Source organism: Idiomarina xiamenensis 10-D-4, assembly GCF_000299895.1.
Lineage (GTDB): Bacteria > Pseudomonadota > Gammaproteobacteria > Enterobacterales > Alteromonadaceae > Idiomarina > Idiomarina xiamenensis.
This window is the reverse complement of record NZ_AMRG01000023.1, coordinates 1-17,507: the sequence shown is the minus strand read 5'-3', so window position 1 is coordinate 17,507 and position 17,507 is coordinate 1. Positions and strand designations below refer to the sequence as shown.

The 17,507-nt window shown below is 45.6% G+C and carries 24 protein-coding genes; 10 read left to right on the top strand and 14 right to left on the bottom strand.

Annotated features, from left to right (window positions below; translation table 11 throughout):
* From A10D4_RS12815 to A10D4_RS12760, 12 genes are all read right to left on the bottom strand, one after another.
* A partial coding sequence (locus tag A10D4_RS12815) for a terminase large subunit domain-containing protein (RefSeq protein ID WP_008490007.1) occupies nucleotides 1-1,116 on the bottom strand: 1,116 nt, incomplete at its 3' end.
* Complete coding sequence (locus A10D4_RS12810) at nucleotides 1,113-1,631, bottom strand: hypothetical protein (protein ID WP_008490006.1); 519 nt, start codon at nucleotides 1,629-1,631, stop codon at nucleotides 1,113-1,115. The genes A10D4_RS12810 and A10D4_RS12815, both read right to left, overlap by 4 nt.
* 2 nt (nucleotides 1,632-1,633) lie before the next feature.
* The gene (locus A10D4_RS12805) at nucleotides 1,634-2,197 is read right to left on the bottom strand and encodes a hypothetical protein (protein ID WP_008490005.1); all 564 of its coding nucleotides are present in this window, start codon (nucleotides 2,195-2,197) and stop codon (nucleotides 1,634-1,636) included.
* On the bottom strand, nucleotides 2,194-2,610 hold the full coding sequence (locus A10D4_RS12800) for a M15 family metallopeptidase (RefSeq protein WP_008490004.1): 417 nt from the start codon (nucleotides 2,608-2,610) through the stop codon (nucleotides 2,194-2,196). The genes A10D4_RS12805 and A10D4_RS12800 overlap by 4 nt, the downstream gene beginning before the upstream one ends.
* The gene (locus A10D4_RS12795) at nucleotides 2,610-3,290 is read right to left on the bottom strand and encodes a hypothetical protein (RefSeq protein WP_008490003.1); all 681 of its coding nucleotides are present in this window, start codon (nucleotides 3,288-3,290) and stop codon (nucleotides 2,610-2,612) included. The genes A10D4_RS12800 and A10D4_RS12795 overlap by 1 nt, the downstream gene beginning before the upstream one ends.
* Nucleotides 3,274-3,627, bottom strand: coding sequence for a Mor transcription activator family protein (locus A10D4_RS12790; RefSeq protein WP_008490002.1), 354 nt, complete (start codon nucleotides 3,625-3,627; stop codon nucleotides 3,274-3,276). Before A10D4_RS12790 ends, A10D4_RS12795 begins: the two co-directional genes overlap by 17 nt.
* A gap of 1 nt (nucleotide 3,628) precedes the next feature.
* Nucleotides 3,629-3,997 carry a RusA family crossover junction endodeoxyribonuclease gene (locus tag A10D4_RS12785; protein WP_008490000.1) on the bottom strand — a complete coding sequence of 123 codons (369 nt, stop codon included), beginning with the start codon at nucleotides 3,995-3,997 and terminating at the stop codon, nucleotides 3,629-3,631.
* Nucleotides 3,994-4,191 (bottom strand): carbon storage regulator CsrA, encoded by a 198-nt coding sequence (gene csrA, locus A10D4_RS12780; RefSeq protein ID WP_008489999.1) that lies wholly within the window; start codon nucleotides 4,189-4,191, stop codon nucleotides 3,994-3,996. Before csrA ends, A10D4_RS12785 begins: the two co-directional genes overlap by 4 nt.
* A 93-nt stretch (nucleotides 4,192-4,284) precedes the next feature.
* A complete protein-coding gene (locus A10D4_RS12775; protein ID WP_156812168.1) occupies nucleotides 4,285-4,986 on the bottom strand; it encodes a replication protein P in 702 nt (233 codons plus the stop codon).
* Nucleotides 4,967-5,836 (bottom strand): hypothetical protein, encoded by an 870-nt coding sequence (locus tag A10D4_RS13760; protein WP_008489997.1) that lies wholly within the window; start codon nucleotides 5,834-5,836, stop codon nucleotides 4,967-4,969. Before A10D4_RS13760 ends, A10D4_RS12775 begins: the two co-directional genes overlap by 20 nt.
* Entirely contained in the window at nucleotides 5,833-6,396 is a 564-nt protein-coding gene (locus A10D4_RS12765) for a hypothetical protein (RefSeq protein WP_156812167.1), read from the bottom strand. The genes A10D4_RS13760 and A10D4_RS12765 overlap by 4 nt, the downstream gene beginning before the upstream one ends.
* Nucleotides 6,397-6,415: 19 nt before the next feature.
* Nucleotides 6,416-6,628 (bottom strand): Cro/CI family transcriptional regulator, encoded by a 213-nt coding sequence (locus A10D4_RS12760; RefSeq protein WP_008489995.1) that lies wholly within the window; start codon nucleotides 6,626-6,628, stop codon nucleotides 6,416-6,418.
* A gap of 109 nt (nucleotides 6,629-6,737) precedes the next feature.
* On the opposite strand from A10D4_RS12760, the gene A10D4_RS13755 reads away from it, so the two are divergent.
* Genes A10D4_RS13755 through A10D4_RS12745 form a run of 3 tightly spaced genes read left to right on the top strand, consistent with a single transcriptional unit; the run spans nucleotide 6,738 to nucleotide 9,839 of the window.
* Nucleotides 6,738-7,373: an XRE family transcriptional regulator gene (locus A10D4_RS13755; protein WP_156812166.1), complete on the top strand. Its 636-nt coding sequence runs from the start codon at nucleotides 6,738-6,740 to the stop codon at nucleotides 7,371-7,373.
* A 37-nt stretch (nucleotides 7,374-7,410) separates the two neighbouring features.
* Nucleotides 7,411-8,556, top strand: a complete 1,146-nt coding sequence (locus A10D4_RS12750) for a nucleoid-associated protein (protein WP_008489992.1) — start codon at nucleotides 7,411-7,413, stop codon at nucleotides 8,554-8,556.
* On the top strand, nucleotides 8,553-9,839 hold the full coding sequence (locus tag A10D4_RS12745; protein ID WP_008489991.1) for a hypothetical protein: 1,287 nt from the start codon (nucleotides 8,553-8,555) through the stop codon (nucleotides 9,837-9,839). Before A10D4_RS12750 ends, A10D4_RS12745 begins: the two co-directional genes overlap by 4 nt.
* A gap of 25 nt (nucleotides 9,840-9,864) precedes the next feature.
* Here the strand turns inward: A10D4_RS12745 and A10D4_RS12740 are convergent, their stop codons facing one another.
* Nucleotides 9,865-10,677, bottom strand: coding sequence for a hypothetical protein (locus A10D4_RS12740; RefSeq protein ID WP_008489990.1), 813 nt, complete (start codon nucleotides 10,675-10,677; stop codon nucleotides 9,865-9,867).
* Nucleotides 10,678-11,215: 538 nt separating this feature from the next.
* Entirely contained in the window at nucleotides 11,216-11,890 is a 675-nt protein-coding gene (locus A10D4_RS12730; RefSeq protein WP_008489989.1) for a hypothetical protein, read from the bottom strand.
* Nucleotides 11,891-12,719: 829 nt separating this feature from the next.
* Between A10D4_RS12730 and A10D4_RS12720 the strand changes: the two genes are divergently transcribed.
* The 7 genes from A10D4_RS12720 to ssb form a co-directional block, all read left to right on the top strand.
* Nucleotides 12,720-13,010: a hypothetical protein gene (locus tag A10D4_RS12720; protein ID WP_008489987.1), complete on the top strand. Its 291-nt coding sequence runs from the start codon at nucleotides 12,720-12,722 to the stop codon at nucleotides 13,008-13,010.
* Nucleotides 13,007-13,915 carry a RecT family recombinase gene (locus A10D4_RS12715; protein ID WP_008489986.1) on the top strand — a complete coding sequence of 303 codons (909 nt, stop codon included), beginning with the start codon at nucleotides 13,007-13,009 and terminating at the stop codon, nucleotides 13,913-13,915. Before A10D4_RS12720 ends, A10D4_RS12715 begins: the two co-directional genes overlap by 4 nt.
* A gap of 7 nt (nucleotides 13,916-13,922) precedes the next feature.
* A complete protein-coding gene (locus tag A10D4_RS12710) occupies nucleotides 13,923-15,674 on the top strand; it encodes a YqaJ viral recombinase family protein (RefSeq protein ID WP_008489985.1) in 1,752 nt (583 codons plus the stop codon).
* A gap of 10 nt (nucleotides 15,675-15,684) precedes the next feature.
* Nucleotides 15,685-15,894, top strand: a complete 210-nt coding sequence (locus A10D4_RS12705; RefSeq protein ID WP_008489983.1) for a hypothetical protein — start codon at nucleotides 15,685-15,687, stop codon at nucleotides 15,892-15,894.
* Nucleotides 15,891-16,151, top strand: coding sequence for a PapB/FocB family fimbrial expression transcriptional regulator (locus tag A10D4_RS12700; RefSeq protein WP_008489981.1), 261 nt, complete (start codon nucleotides 15,891-15,893; stop codon nucleotides 16,149-16,151). The genes A10D4_RS12705 and A10D4_RS12700 overlap by 4 nt, the downstream gene beginning before the upstream one ends.
* A gap of 16 nt (nucleotides 16,152-16,167) precedes the next feature.
* Nucleotides 16,168-17,334 (top strand): hypothetical protein, encoded by a 1,167-nt coding sequence (locus A10D4_RS13750; protein ID WP_008489980.1) that lies wholly within the window; start codon nucleotides 16,168-16,170, stop codon nucleotides 17,332-17,334.
* Nucleotides 17,327-17,507, top strand: a 181-nt coding sequence (gene ssb / locus A10D4_RS12690; RefSeq protein WP_008489979.1) for a single-stranded DNA-binding protein, incomplete at its 3' end; no start/stop codon positions are given. The genes A10D4_RS13750 and ssb, both read left to right, overlap by 8 nt.

Genomic DNA, 17,507 nt, shown 5'->3' with positions numbered 1-17,507 from the left:
AGATGACTGTGTTATAAATGGGATATTTACATGGCCTAAATCGTTATTTTCACCCCAAACCGACAGTACGCTAGGATCGTTGTGTTGTTCTGGTTTGTACGCGGTATCCAAACTGAAGACTACCCGCGAAATTTCCCCGGGTAAGGTACGATAGCGCTGCGGCCACTTACGCTTGAAGATCGAGCCTTCGGCTGGCTTCGGTCGCTGCTGATAGAGCGATTCCCAATTACGGGAGCCTTGCGAGCGCTTTTCTTGCGCCCAATGTTCGGGGGTAAACCAATCTGTCCAAAGGTATTCGCCAATCTGGCGGCCTAGAGGGTCATCATCACGCTCGCACTCCGCTTGCAAGCAGATAACCAGCCAGCGCTCACCGTCTTTAGCGGTAATATGCCCGCTTTCCCCATCCCAATCATCCGGCAGAATGCGGCCAGCTAAGTCATCTTCATGCCAGCGCGTTTGTATAAGTAAGATGCGTCCGCCGGGCTTGAGTCGTGTTCTTAGGTCTGCGCTGTAGGCTTCCCATGTTTTATCGCGGATGGTTTGGCTATCGGCGTCCTCTCGACCTTTGACCGGGTCATCGATAACCAGCAAGTCAGCTCGGTTCCCGGTGATACCGGAAAGTATGCCGCCGCTCATGTAACCAGCACCATTTTCTAACGACCAGAAATCAAGCGCTTGGTTATCTGCGGTTAACTGTGAACTAAAAACCTCTTTGAACTTGCCCGACTTCGCAATTTGTCTGACTTTGCGCGAGAACTTCTGTGATAACGTCGAGCCGTAGCTGGTACTGATCACATTTTTGTTAGGGTTTCGCCCCATAAACCATGGCGGGAATACGACAGTGCCATACGTCGACTTAGCCGAGCCCGGCGGCATCATGACCATAACGCGACGCTCTTCACCGCTTTCGAGCTTCATCATAGCGTCGTTGATAAGCTCATGGTGTTCGGCGGGGGTTACTGAATCAGGGTAGAACTCGTCACAGTCAGCATCGTCATTTACTGGTACGCCAGGCACGTCGATATAGCGGGCAAACGCATTTAGGTCATTACGCGCCCGTTCTCTTAATTTCTGCTCAAGCAACTCTAAGAGTTCGCGTTTGGCCTGCAACGTCATTTATCCAGTTTTTGAAGCAACTCTGCGATACGTTGGTCAAGTTCAGGCTCAGACATCGCCTGATAAGGCTTGTCGCCTTCGGGGTTGGTCGGCGCGACTTTGGTTGGTGCATCCAGTCCCAGCAGCTTACAGCGTCGCTCTACGGTGCTCAGGATGACATTCATATAGCGCGGGTCACCGGTTTGGCCGCCGGTTTCTTCCTTGTCGATTTCCCCTTGAGCAGTCTCACCAACCGTATGCTTGTAGTAGTCTTCACACGACCGTTCCCACTCGCGCCACGCGGCCGCCTCAATTAAATCAAGACGGGCTAGCTGCTCTGCGCGGTGAGCATCAAAATCACGAACCGCACTGTTGCGCCAGCGTTTACGGACTTCACGCAGATCGTAGTTGACCATATTGATACTCGCACCCAGCTCGTCAGCGATATCGGCCATCGTGCGGCCTTTCAGGTACATTTCTGCAACGATGGCTTGGTCTTTGATAACTTGGTCAGGTTTACGGCGTGGTTTGGCCATTGTTAGCCTCTAACCCTGTTGACGAGTTGCTTGACGGTGGCTCCCATCTTGGGGCCTTTGTGCTTGCTGAATGCATCAAGTGTGCGAAAGCCCATGTAACCCAGTGCTGGCGAATAAAGCGCACAAGCCAATGCCATGTCAGCACCCGCACCGATATCGAACGCTGCTAACAGTTCAAACACGAGCACATAGATTGTTCCCGCGTAAAACGACTGACGAGCCATTTTTGGTCGCGTGTGACGAACGTATTCATCCTCAGCGTTATCACCATTGCGAATGGTTTCTTGCTGTTGTTCGTGCTGGTGTTGCTTATCAGTGATAGCCAACCGAGCCTGTTCGAACTGGAGCTGGCGCAACTGCATACGCTCTTGGGCTTCCATTTCCTGAATTCGTAATAATGCGTTCGGATCTGCTTGTAGTTTTTTCAGCACGGCTTCGGCATTGTCCTCGACACCTAACCAGCTCGCGACCAGACTACCGACAGCACCGCCGGCGGGGCCACCTAGCAAACTACCGACAACCGGTGCCGCCCCGCCGATGACCTCTTTAACTTTATCCCAGCTCATACCGTCACCAGTTCAAAGTGTGGACCGTCTAAAAAACGCTCGTCATCGCTTCGGCCATTACGATTCCAATCACCACCCCAGCGCATGTTAACGCCCAGCTCACGAGCAGAATTTAGCATGACATCGGCTAACCGCTTAAACACATCAAAGTCATTCCACGGAATATCGCCATTAACCCACGGCCAGAGGTCGACGGCATGGCTAAAACCATCATCTTGCGGTAGGTGTTTACTGTTCATCGTCTTCGATACACCCTGACGAACGTTCTCGCGCTGCTCTTCTAGCGTTCGTACTCCGGCGCCAACGATGAAATCAATCTCACTGGTCTGTATCGCGCGCATGACAACAATACATAGTTGCGGATGGACCTGCTTTAACCGAGATAAACTGGTTTGACTGAGCTTAAAGACCATTATTCAATCTCCTTGCCACGATAGTGTTTACCGGTCAGTTGGCCGTTTAAGCCAATCAGCGTGCGTTCAACGTCGATAAAAGCGGTCTTCATGGCAGCCAATACAGCGGATAGCATGAAGCTAGTTTTCTTGTGGTTAGAGTCGGCTATCTCGCTATCCTGCAACGTCGCAATGGTGTGCGTAATGTAGCTCAGTGATACACGGTTCCAATCGCGGAAACGCTCAATAACGATGTCGGGAATGCCTTGCTCGCGAAATCTCGATTCGTATTCGGTAACAGCAATCGACAGCACTAACGTTGCGTGACGCTGCCATTCGGCATTCGATGAATCTGCGGATAACTCGGCTAGTCGGCTCTCAAGCTCGACTGATATCGTGCGAACTAGAATCTTAAGCATATCGCGGTACATGTGAGTGCGTACCGGGTAGCGGGTCGGAAATGGTAATTGGTCGATACCGAGGTTTAGCCAATACGTACTTACGCTAAATAAACGGTGCTCAGTCAGCTCTTTGCGATGGTGAAACTGTAACTCTGATGCGTCTTTGTTAGCGAGGTAACGGTCTAGCAGTCGCCCGAGAACTTGATGGCTGAAAACGGCAAAGATGGTGCCGATGACGGCTGGCCAACCATATTGGGCGGCAACGTTGGCCAGCACTTGAGCGTCAGGTGTTGTAATCATAGGTCTCGCGCAAAATATCTTTTATCCGACGGGTAGATAGGCGATATTTTGCGGCGAGGGCTTCGAGTGTGACACCCGTGTTTTTTCCATCACGCCGGATAGCGATATTACGTTTCATGCGTTTTAGCTTGGTTGGAATGTAAATATCGAAGCTACCGTACTCGTCAGTCAGCGCTTGAGCGGCGCCCTGTCCGATAACCTCGACCAATTCTGGCTGTGGTGTTACATGAATATGAATATACGTACCACCCCACGCATCTTCTAGTTTTAGCAAGCCCGCTTCACCAACAATCGCAATCAACTCGCGCTCCCAAACGCTATTCGTAACAATTGCCATACTATGTCTCTCCCATCGGTTCGATAATGACTTGAACACGCCCGGGCTTTGCTACCGCTGAGCGAATAACGGTTAAATGGTCAATCTGTGAATCGTCTTCATAAACGCCAGCATGGGTCATAACATCCAACAGTGCTTTATTGAAGTTATCCAAATCGCGGCGCTGATTGGTTGGCGGGTGCAGTGTAATTGTGACTCTCAGGCTGTGACTAAGCTTATGGCAGACTCGTTGCTGTTTGAGTAGCCAATAACACTCGTCACGGAACTTGCGGCCACGTTGGCTGATTTTCGTCATCTGACGATTACCGACACGTACATTGCGGTAGTACGTATTGGTGCTCGGTGGAAACGGTAGTTCGATAGTGATCATGCCGCCTCACTATCAGGTTTTGGTTTCGCCTCGCCGTTTTGAATGCGCAGGTAAATCTCTTCACGGTACACGGCCACATCATCCGGTGCACTGATACCCAGCCGCACCTGGTCGCCTCGTACGCCAAGCACGGTGACGACGATATCATCGCCAAAGAAAATACGTTGTCCGGGGTTTCTGGTCAGGCATAGCATGGTTGTTTCCTCATAGTTTTAAATGGCTGTCCTCATTTCGCGCTTCGACAGCGAGGACTACTGCCGGTAGTGCATGGTGCGCTTACACGTTATTCAGGATGCATCCCGGTCATTTGTTCCACCGTCGATGACGTTCGAGGTGTCACTGCTGCCTGCAATCCCGGGTCCTAGCCGCGACGTGTCCACGCGGCCCCTTACGTTGGTTAATCGTTTACCGCGTGTCGCGGCAAGCACTCGTTTAGCTTCCTCAGGTGATAACGTCTGATAACCCAGTTGTTCGTACATGGGGCGGTCATCAGTTCGCGCGGCTTCGATGCTAGGTTTGTGGCTGGGTAACTCACCGTTGATAGCCAGCTCCAGCAAACGTTGATATTCCCGTTCACAGTTTTGTCGCCATAAACGCTCTGAGAGCTGATAAATCTCGTAACCAATGCGGTCATTCATGTGCCGACAAATATCGTGGCTGTATGGGTATGGCGTTTTGCTATGGCGCCAGGTGGTACGAGCCTGACGCACCTCATGAACTGCAATGTTCAAGTCAGGAATTCCGAGTTCATCGGCTGATGGCTTGCACAAGTAAACGAATTCAGTTGGGTTAGGCGTAAAGCGGTCTTTCGCTGCACGCTCTTTAACGCGCTCAATGCCACGTGATAACCCCTGATGGCCGACACGGTGTTTAATGAGCTGTCGAGCGTATTCGCGCATAACCGCATCGGCGTGTTCTCCAAAGCGCGAGGCGAAGTCGACACAGTACAAGCCGAATACAGGTTTCAGCCTAGCGTTCAAAATCGTCAAAAGCTGTTCCACTCGCGAACTCAAATCCGTGTCTAGCGAGCCGCTCGCTGGCTTCCTCGGACTCCCGTAAGAGTTTTGCTGTTGCATTTTCAGGACGCTGGTTGCCGCCAGCGCCTGAACGTTGTGTGGTTGATTTGCCATACGCTTTCTCCCGACCGCACCATGCGCGCCAATCAGCGAGCCAGTCGCCCATCGGTTTTACGGTGTTGCGGTTTGTTTTGTGAAATCGAAATGCTTCAAAGACACCCTGCAGCCGATCAGGGTCGAGTTGTAAACCGGTTAGTCGTGCCGTTGATAAAAATTGATTGGACCAATTGAGATCTTGGCCGCTGAGAGATTGGCCATTTCGTCGAACCTCGCGCGCACGCGCGTCTTGATAGATCTTTATATCGGAAGGATCAGATGTGTGGCGATCATGCTGTGGCGCTCCTATGGCGCTCATGGTGTCGCTAGATGCCGTATTTACTGGGTTTGACCGTGGCAGTGCTTCCGTGGCGCTCATGTGGCGCTCCTCATTTGGACGGATCGCCCCTGTCGAAGCCAAAACAAGCCGAAAAATCATGCTTTCGCCGATTCTTTTAGTGTGTAGTGGCTCTATCCATCCATAGCGCTCAAGCTTTTGCAGCAGACGTTTTATCTGGTCCTTAGTCGGGCTGCTAGCTTGTGCCTTTGAACCTCGCTCAGGTTTGTATTCCAAATGCTCACGGATAGCCTGATACGATATCTTACGCTTCAAGCCAACAATACCAGTGCCATAGTCCATGTGCATTCGCAAATAGAGGTATAAGGTTCTCTCGCGGTCGCTAATATGACTGTCTTCGAACAGCGCCGCGTATTCCTTTTGGTTCATGCGGACGCGCCGTTGCTCACGATATTATCGATTTGCTTTGTAATGCACATGGCCGTCTCGATAACATCCATCAGCTCTTTACGCGCCAGCATCACTTCTTTAATTGGCATCTGGTCGATACCAACATTCGTCAGCACCTTACTTAGCTGGTGGATAGCCTCGCCGCTTTCGCGCACAAACGCGCCTAGGTCGGCCAACTCGCGATTACTGGATAGTTCAGAATGCGGTACTGCAATGACGCCGTAACGTTCACACAAGTGCGCTCTGCATTCAGTACGTTCGGTTTCCGGCAGCGCTTCGACCAGTGCTTCTTCAAGCTCCGACGGTATCGGCTGCGGTCGTTCATCCAACGGCGTATTAACCAAGCGCGAAATACGCTTTTGCGCGGCCATCAAGCCGTTAACCGTATTAAGGTCGAATGCTTTCAACTCTCGCGCATGCTCCGGCACCGTTGCGTTGTAATGCTGAACGACCTGCTCTACGTAGGTTTTAAATAACAGCCCTCGCCGATTCAGCGCCTTTGCTACAAAGTATCTGATCGCTTGAGGACGACTTAGCACGTGTCCATCCACGGACGTATTATGCTGCCGCATCTGTCTCTATCCTTTGGTTGAAGGGTTGATTGGTGTACTCGGTATCCACAGACAGTTTGCCGCCTGTCCTGACTTGGAGCTCAAACTGAACCCCGCGTGGAATGCGTTTCCATTGGCTTACAGCGCCTTCAGTCTTGCCTAGAACGGCGGCGAGATTGCGCTGGGAACCGAAATATTTTATCGCTTCGATTTTTGTCATGACGAAACTATAGTTTTATAAAGTTTCAGGATCAACAAAAATTTTTATTGAAAGGAATTTAAAGTTGAAAAGCTGTAATTTGCTTTACACGAAATGTTCGGTGGACTTTATGAGCAAAAAAGCAGCTATAGGCGACAGAATCAGACATGCGCGACTTATGCAGTCTCTAACCCAAGGAGAGCTCGCAAAAAAAGTAGGCGTAACCTTAGCAAGCGTTTCTCAATGGGAGTTGGGCACGAATACTCCTCGCCCACCTAAAGTGAAGAAGCTGGCAGAACAACTGAAAGTTGATATCGAGTGGCTGTATACGGGAGTTACCCCTGGAACAGAAGTTCAAGAACCTGCCGCAGCATATAACGTTCAACCGGCAATGACTCAGGTACGCGCCCTAGTCGATGACGCTGATGCTGAACTCCGCTATATAGCGAACAGTCAGGTTAAAAGCGCCGCCTTAGATGCTAGCTCCCTTGCCTATCTCGATGCGCCAGACGATTCAATGGTACCGAGCATTAACCGCGGTGACATGCTCATCGTGGATACATCCGATAAAATAATAAAAGACAGCAAGATCTACGTCATCCAGTACGGCTCAAGCCTACGGGTTAGACGGCTATTTAGCAGGATCAACGGGCTACTATTGCGTTCCGATAACACGGACGTGTCGCCCGATGAAATTTTACCCCCGAATGAGCAGGACGCCATTGAAGTGGTTGGCCGTGTAGTACTGCGGGTTGGGATGTTATAAACAACTATCAATCACTTAATCTAAAAGGATTTTTTTGATGGCAACCGTTCAGGAAATTAAAGATGTATCAGTTAAATTTGCAATCGCATTTGAATTTGAACGCAACACTTCAAAAAATAACGGGGCTGCGAAGTGGAAGGTAAATAATGGGCTTCCATGGAATGTAAATGACCCGGCGTCAAGAAAGTTCGCCTTAGATCTAGACAACTCCTTTAACGCTAGGACTAAAACATATACTCACCTAAGTCCAAGCGCTTCAGATAAGGTTTCTTTAGCGGGTCGCCTTGAAAAAATAAAAAATATAGCTTCCCCTAATAATTCTCAGTACAGCAAAGAAATGACTGAATTTGTGAGAAACCGTCTGAAGAATGAATTCGAAAAATCGCAGCTCGCAAGTAAATTTATTGTTACGGTAGTGTTATATGAAACGTACATAATTAAAAATCAGGTTAAGCAAAATAATACAGTTAAAGAAACTCTAAATATTTCAATGATAAGAGCATCTGAAGCACTTCAGTTTGATTCAAATTATCGCATTACAAAAATCCCAGCTATAGATTTTTCAAATCTTTTACAATCTTCCAGAATAGATGTGGGAATATTCACTAGTAATCTGAAAAATAAGTCAAAAGATCCTCGTAGCGATATGAGTTTTATTGCAGGAAAGGGAGATATTAGAGATTACTTTTTTAGAGGATTAGGTGCTCAAGATTTTATTAAAAATAGTGTGGCTGCTGATAATTTTCTAAATGGATTAAATAGCTTCCTATTATCGGTCGGATTAGGCCGTCAAGAAAAAAATAGCATTAAGGATAACGTGCATTCGTATTTGTCCAACCCTAAATTTAAAGATGGGGCTATGCTTGAAGATGTGGAGAAGCTTCTCGACTCTCATATACCAGACTCTCTTAAAAAACATAAAGGTACTTTTATAAGTTACCTCGCTAATAATGATTACCCGGTAAACGAAAAAATTGTATTTTCCACCTCTCAACGTGATCGTCTCATCTGGATAGATATTGAAATAAGTGACTTGAAAATGCGGTTTCGATCAGAAGACGTCGGTCCTAAGAATTCAAATGCAAAATTGAAGTACGATGCGACGAGTGATACTCTTAGCTTTGAAGAAAAGATAACTGATCCAGATACGCGAGATGCGATAAAAAGAGCATTAGGTAAATGAGAGAATGTAGAAACAGCGAGTTGCGGAATTTATTTTCGTCATCTGACGCAGTTTATTGCTTTGGCAAAATATTTTATTTTTTATGCAAATCCTCTATTAACTTAGAAGATGAAAATTTAACAAAATTTGAAGTTGAACTGGAAAAAACTGGTATACCTTCTCAGCACCAAAGCAAAGTCTCTCACAAATTAGAAAATTTTATAATATATTCTTATGATCGCTATGAAAATGATGAAATAGTATATGATATTGATGCTCTTCTTAATGCAAAGCTACCATCATTTATTAATAAAGATAATGGCTCTTATCAAAAAAATATTGATGAAATAATAATTATAGAAAGAGACAAAGAAAACGAATATATCGTTCAACTAACTAATCACGATAATTCATTTTTTGAAGACTTATTGTCTTTTTTTAATCTTTTGAGAGGCTTGTCTTCTTATGTATCTCAAGAAGGATCAAAGTTTTTATTCTGGATTAGCTCGGTTGAAACTAGCGGAAAGTCAGTAGATAAAATAATTAATTTTCATTTCGATGCTGACTCTATACGCGAATTACCAAAAAAGTTAGTAAACTTTCGCTTTCCGATATTTGACAGTAGCTCCTTACATGAACATGAAAAAATCGTATTATTCAAACGATCTCTTCTCAATAAAATCGACGCGATTGAGAGCCCATCAGCTAGTGATATTTTAAGACTATCTGACGACATACAGAGTGGCTATGACAAAGAATATTCCGCATACATATCTAAATTTGGCTTAGATAAATCTCTGAATGAATTGCACGACAAATCTATAGATATAATAGGTAAAATATCAGACACAATTCAAAGCACAGCGCTCAAGCTATTAGTTGTTCCGGCAACTATGCTTGCAACAATATTTATGAGGCAAAGTAGTTTAAATAGTTATGATCCAAAAATTATTTTCATAGTAATAGTTGTAATGATTTTAGTTTTGATACTTCACAGCGAAACAAAACTATATATAGATAAACTTGAAGAAAACGGGCAAAGCTTATTGGATAGCATTATAAATTTAAATGCGGGGGCAAATCATCATGCGGTTCAAAACTCTCAAATTGAAGTAAAAGAATCTTTAGAATCTGTTGCAGATAAAACTAGATTCCGAGTTAATATTTATAAATGGGGTTCCATTGGTGTTTTGCTAATTTGGTTACTTATAATTTACTTTAAGCCGTCAACCGATTTTGTGTTAGAATTTTATAATTCAATTTCCAATTATACCTCCGACTTTTTCATTAAAAACTTTAAATAAATTCAGTTTTATATAAATAGAAAAATTAAATTTTCCAACCTAGCATATTGAATAACCTTTCAGTTACTGACTTATAATTACTTATAACTTTATCCCCCCTCATAGAATCATAACCAGATTTCGCTCGTAGCTTATCAAAAAGGCTAATAATAAAGTCTCTCTCCATCTTCAATGACATAATCAAAGTCCCATAGAGTTTTATGATGCTAGATTTGTCAGGGTACTCTATAATCAGAGCTGCCAAAGAAGTTCTATTGGTGAAATAATTAGCTAATAGCATATTAAAACAGAAAAGGTCATTTTTATTTTCTAGCCTTTTCAAAATATCATTTTCGTCTAATCCATGTAATATAGTTCTAAAGCCTAGAGCTATCGGAATCTGCTTGACTCCTAAAAAATCGGTTAGGTCTATACTATTTTTTCTGTCATCAATTTCTAATTTTTTAATGAAAGAATCGTATCTTTCTATGTTCCAACGCTCGTAATCTTTTTCTGCCGCTATCTTAATATGCTCATTAGCTTTCTCCTGAATTCTAACTGTTTCGAGTTGCAACTGAGTTGCCTTAGCCATCTCCTCTCGTGTTTTCGTAAACTCATCGCGCTGTATAATAAGCGATCTAAAGAATAGCAATACTGAACAAAATGCGATTATCGGGGTAGCGAACCCTGAAAAATAAGTTGCAAATTCAGCCCACTCAGGGGGACCGCCAGCAGGGTAGCTGTGAAATGCTAACCAAAATACAATTACGGGAACCGTAGCGCCAAGTAACGCAACTACTACAAATTTGAACATCTTGTACTCAGGGTGTTCCTCTGGTTTTCTATCTGGCTTAGACATGCATTAAGAGTCCTTTCTTCATTAAAAACGGTTCTATAATAGCAATTTTTACTAATCTCGCTAGAGAAGTTGCCTAAAACAGAATTCGTGGTACCTCCCTACCCTTATCTTATCAATCCCATGCCTGTGCCAAGCAGTAGCGTCGATCCAAATTTGTGTTTTCATGGTCACGCCTAGTTAGCGACATTTGAATAATACGTCACGAATTACAGTCGTTTATTACTGTTAATCTTACGAATAGATAACTGACATCGTAAATGCGCATTATAAAAAATGTCATGCTAACGGGTGACTAGCTAGGGATTGGCCGCCCTAGTGATAAATCCGGATTTTAGTCTTCATTCACTTAGCAATGGATTCTAAAGCATGAAAACGAATGTACTTTATCTGACTTACTGCGTGGAGTTCGACGAAGAATATGTGGTTGAGCACCACGAACTATACTTGGATGGGGGCAGCATCAATGAAGAACTGATAAGGCATACTGAGCGTGCTCACAGTAATATACTCATGAGCACGCAGCAGCCGGACTGGTGCTTTATTTGAAGTTGCTCAGCACTTCATAAGTGATTTTTTGATTGGTGGCCTCGATTACTCGTAATCGGGCCCCTTTATACCCAATGATGTCGGATTCGGATAAATCGTACTCGACTCGGTTTGTGAAAGCGTCGCGGATCATGTTGCCTTGAAACTCGCGATAAACCATATTAATGCGTTCACCGACACGACCGCTATAAACAAGCGTTTGCTGCATAGTATCCGACTTGATGATAGGTACTGTAGTCAGCTCATACTGAGTATCATCGCTGCAGTTATAACTACCAAACGTCGAAAGTATGCAAAACTCCTTTGAGTCTTTTTCTACCATTACGGCAGAAAACGGATCGGCTAATGCAGAGGCTACGACATTCCCTGCTCCATCGTTTCCATGAACGTGAAAGAATATACGCTTATCATCTTCTCGATGTTTGAGAAACGTGCCAGGCATCACTGTATAGGCCAATCCAAAAGTATCGGTAGCCAACACTTTTACAGCTTCCGTTTCGATATACATGCCTTGCGCGATCATGTTCTCGCCAAGTTGAGCTGTATGCACCTTACCCACCGGCGGAAAATCGACATTCGTTACCTTGGGTGAATAATTAAAAGTTTGCTGGGCGCAGGCCGTTAATAACAACGAAACCAAAGCTAGTAAGTAAATATTTTTTCTCATTTTTCTACCAATTATTTTTAAATTAATTGACTTATTTTCAGTTAATTGTAATAAACATTAATCAGTATATTATTGATTTCCCGAAGGGACAATATCTATGAAGGCACTACTCTATCTTGCAGTCTTTTTATCTCTTTTCGCTTGCTCTGAACGAAAGCCAATAGATCCTTGCCAAGATAAATCAATGGCCTACGTTATGGGTCAACATTTTATTGAGAAACGTCTTAAAGCACCATCCACAGCTGATTTCCCATGGATGTCCAGCGATGGGGTATATGTTTCGGTTATGGGGAATTGCGAATTCCATGTCCGAGGCTTTGTTGATGCTCAAAATGGGTTTGGCGCGATGATTAGAACTAATTATAGCCTAACTTTGCGGTACTCTAAGCAGAGCAAGAAATGGCATTTGGAGAGTATCTCCATATGAAACAGCTATGAATCCATGCGATTGATTAAGTTCTGTCCAAAATATAAGTATCTCTAGCCTTACTACCTGGGCTGCTATAGGTCTCTAAGTACAGAGATCTGTTCTTTGATATCAGTTGATTATAGTTTTTTAAAGTTAACCCTTGACAATAAACTTTATTAAACTTAAGTTTACTAAAGAGTTTGAGTCTATCTGCTCAGGAGTTCTACGCATGCAACCGGTTTTGTAATGAAACCATTCACCGCCGAGAGGCGGCGCATTCACAAGTGCTCTTAGCAATGAGGGTGCTTGGTAATGCGAGAGGTAGTACGCAGAGAAGAGATGGCCCAGCGAGCGGCAACCCGGCTGGGCCTGGCAATACGGGTGACGAATCACCCTTCAACCGACATGGAGTATATCCAAATGGCTAGTACGGCACAAGATTTGTACCAGCAGAACGTATCGAACCTGCTGGACCAACTGATTAACCACCACTGCGCCCTAATGCGTTGTGCGCAGTTCGGTGGTCACCTGCAACTCAACCCAAATGACACCGTTCAACTTAAGATCACCGAGAACGGTAAAAATCTCATTGAACGCCAGTTCGATTTAAGTGACCGGCATGTAATGGAGCGCCTACGCGCCACCATTCAGTCGATGCAAGAGATTTTACCCGCGGCCAGTGCATTATCGCCTAATGGGGGTGCAGCATGAGCCAGTTAGCTACCTCTTACGACCAACAGTCGCCAGCACTGAACAGTCAATTCAGCTCAACCACCGATCTGGTACTTGATTATCAGGCAATGGAGCAAATGAATCGTCTGGCGGAAATGATGGCTAATGGCCGGGCTACTGTGCCTAATCATCTGCAGGGCAACCCGGCTGATTGCATGGCCGTTATCATGCAAGCAGCACAATGGCGCATGAATCCGTTCGCCGTTGCACAGAAAACTCATGTAGTCAGTGGCACGCTGGGCTATGAAGCACAACTGGTTAATGCCGTAGTGTGTTCGTCTACTAAAGTGCGCGATTCATTTCACTATGAATGGTTTGGTAACTGGGAACGTGTGATTGGTAACTTTATTACTAAGACGTCTCAAAAAGGTAGCCAATACCAAGCCCCTAACTGGACGGCAGCGGACGAGAAAGGTTTAGGTGTGCGTGTATGGGCGACCCTCAAAGGTGAAAGTGAACCCCGCTTACTTGAGTTGCTGCTAAGCCAAGCTCAAGTACGTAATTCGACGCTGTGGGCTTCGGATCCAAAGCAGCAGCTTGCGTACCTCGCAGTTAAGCGCTGGGCTCGCTTATATGCCCCTGATGTAATTTTAGGTGTGTACTCGTCTGATGAATTGTACGAGCAACAGCCAGAAAAAGAATTGAATCCCTCCCCCGCGCCATCGCAGCCGCGAGAGCCGGAGCTAGAAGACTACCCGCAAGAGCGCTTCAACGAACTTTTACCGAAGTGGCGCCAGCTTATTGTGAGCGGCCAACGCACCGCACAAGAAGTGATCGACATGCTGAGCGCTAAAAGCAATCTCAGTAACGGTCAAGTCGACACCATTCTTTCTATTGAGCTTGAACAAGAAGAACAGCAAGACGCTGCTAGCGAACAGGAGTAACCACATCATGCGTATTTTAAAACTTCAACAGGGTTCACCTGAGTGGGATGCTGCCCGCGCTAAACGTTTTACAGCTTCGGAAGCGCCAGTGATGATGGCTGCATCTAGCAAAATGAAACGTAATGAACTGCTAGAAATGAAAGCGTTGGGCTCTGAGAAAGAGATCAGCGACTACGTGCAAAAGTTCTTGTTCGATAAAGGGCATGAAATGGAAGCCTTGGCTCGCCCTATCGTTGAAGGCATCGTCGGTGAAGAACTTTACCCAGCAACCGGTGAAAGCGAGTGCGGCACCTATCTAGCATCGTTCGATGGACTAACGATGATGGGCGATATCGTTTTCGAACACAAAATGTGGAACGAGAAGCTAGCCGACCAAGTTCGTTCGGGCAAATTAGATGCTGAATATTATTGGCAGTTAGAACACCAGTTAATGGTGTCCGATGCTGAGAAAGCCATATTCGTAGTATCCGATGGCACCGAGGATAACTTAGTTTATTTATGGTATGAGCCCGTTCGTGGACGCCGAAACAAACTTATTAAAGGTTGGCAGCAATTTGCGGACGATTTAGCTAACTTCGTACCAGCAGAAAAATCGGAAATTGTTGTCGGCGAAACACCCGAAGATCTGCCGGCCCTGCTCATTCAAGTTGAGGGCCGGGTTAAAAGCACTAATCTGGTGACCTACGAAAAGACAGCGTTGTCTTTCATCCAAGCTATCAATACTGAGTTACAAACCGACCAAGACTTCGCAAACGCCGAAGAAATGGTGAAGTTCTGTAAAAAAGCTGAGGGTGAACTCGACGCCGCCAAAAAACATGCATTGTCGCAAACGCAAAGTATTGACGAGCTGTTCCGCACCGTCGACAACTTGAAAGAAAAGCTACGTGAAAAGCGTTTGCAGCTCGACAAACTGGTGAAGTCTCGTAAAGACGAAATACGCGCCAGCATTCGCGGTAAAGCGATCGCCAGCCTTGCTGATCACCTTAAATCGCTCGATGAAAAGTTGGGTAAATCATTAATCCCCGACGTTACGCCCGACTTCGGCGCAGCCATGAAAGGCAAAAAGACCATCGATAGTTTACGCAGTGCTGTCGACGACGAGTTAGCACAAGCCAAAATAGGTGCTAATGATTGGTTTGAGCTTATCAGTGCTAACCAACAATCATTTTCTGAACTGGTAAACGATGACCTTGCGTTCTTATTCGCTGACCTATCCCAATTATTGCTAAAAGATGCTGATAGCTTCAAAGCATTAGTTAAGTCGCGTTTAAGCGAACACAAGGAAGCCGAGCAAAAACGCATTGATGCTGAGCGGGAGCGTATTCGTCAAGAGGAACAGACAAAACCGGAGCAGCAAAGCGCAGCTAACGACACAACGCCGGTTAACTCAACCGAAAAAGCCACGGTTTCTGGCACTAATAAAGCGCCAGAGGTATCGCGTTTACGAGAATCTACACCAGATAAATCAGACATGCTAGTCGCTGTCGCTAACGCCTTTGGTTGTGACAACACCATGGCCGCCGTTTTCATATGTGAAACGGCCGACGCTATTCGTGGTGTTAAAAGCGGTTCACGTTTGAGCGCTACCGCGAAGTCTTTCGGCGACAAAATTGCAGCGGCCGGCAATAAAGAAGACTTACTTCAAGCTGGCAAGTCGATTCAGACCGCGCGTGATTCTGGCGAGCTAGATGACATCGATGAAGCATGGCTGCAAAGTCAGTATCGCAAAAAACAAGCTGAACTGCGGCACGCGGCTTAAGGGTGACTCAATGACTGACTCAATCGACCGCGCACAGCAAACAGCTATGCACTTAGAGCAAATCAACATTGAGAATGCTCGCCATAAAACGCCCGTAGCAACTGCAACAGGCGAATGCTTATGTTGTGGCAATCCCGATATCGAACCGGGTCGACGTTGGTGTGACAAGTACTGCGCTGCAGAATGGGAGCAGCGCAAGAAAGTGGGTATATCGCTATGAAGTACCTATGCCAAGCAAGCCAAACTAACGAGCGCTTCGAGCTGCTTTTGCAGCTCACTCGAATTAACAGTGATGACGTTAAAGATGCGCTCCGCGCGCACTTAGTCAAAGGCTTTAACGAAAAAGACGCCGCACTATTAAACGGTGTGCCGTTTTCGAACTTTAGCCGCGCTCTTACCAAGTTAAACCATGTTGCCGGTGTCGTTGAGTCTATCAAAGACATCGATTGGCAGCGGTTTAAATCAGATAAGCGATAAGTTTTTAGGAAAGAAAATGAGACAACTTACACATAAGCAACTATGCGAGATAGCAGTGAAGTGGCTAAAACGTCCTAATAGTGCAAAAGGCCACGGCTGTCATGTTGCTGTAGCAGAAGTGAAAAGTGGTCACGATGGGGAAATCCCTGACGCAATAGGATTCCGATGCACGGGTGACCACACCGACGGCTCTGTTGTTGTTGAAGTCAAAGTATCTCGCCAAGACTTTCTGAACGATTTCAAAAAACCTCACCGTAACGGCGATGTAGGAATGGGTAATTGGCGTTATTACATGGCACCTATTGGGCTTATTAGTGAGAACGAGTTGCCCGCCAAATGGGGTCTTGTTGAAGTTAATAGGTCTGGTCAAGTCAAGAACATAATAGGACCAGCTGGCATCCGGCACTACAGTTTGTACAAGAAAAACTTAGACAATTATCGCCACGACTCAAATATATCTAGAGAGCTATTTTTAATGGTTAGATTGCTCGCAAGAATTGAAGATGCTCACAAAGAAAGCAGTCAGATAAAAGAAATTTACCGAGCAAATCGGATTCTTGCAAAACGCAATTCAAAGTTAAAAACCGACAAGTTCAAATACTTTTCTGCTAAACATGAAAACGAACAACTCCAACAGCGCGTGGTGGAGCTTGAGCGCGAGGCAACTATACATCGCAGGGACGAAAAAGCTAACGCCAGAATGCTGCATTTGGCTCAAGAAGAATGTAACGAGTGGAAGCGCAAAAAGTTTGCGAGGTTCGCTGATGATGAATGCTGGCTGTTTACTGATGACGGTTATGACAATCTTCATTCTTTGGTTTGCCCTGTTGTTATGCACAAAGAAAAAGCTATTGAGCTTGTCAAAGCAAGGCAAGAACGCGACGCGCTAGCGGCGCATGTTGAACGTTTAAACTCCGCAATTAATCAGTATATGGATGTGGTAGATGATGGCGATTTTGATTGGGCGGATAAGGCCGCGCTCGAAAGCAACATAAATGACGTACAGAACGAAAACCCAGCCCAATCACTCCAACTACTCACCGAGCAGGAGCGTGTAAAAGCCTACCGTGATGGCTTTATGTGTGGTTATAACCAAGAAGAATGCTTGATTGAGCCAGCAGCAGAAGCAAAAGAACTAGCCCAACAATACGCCAAGGGCGTTAAAGGTGGTGAAAATGTCTAGTCGCGGCGTCAATAAAGTCATTCTTATCGGTAATCTCGGAGCCGATCCCGAGGTTCGTTATACACAGAATAGTACCGCAATCGCCAATTTATCGATCGCCACCAGCGAAACTTGGAAAGATAAGCAAACCGGTGAGCCACGCGAACAAACCGAATGGCACCGTTGTGTCGCTT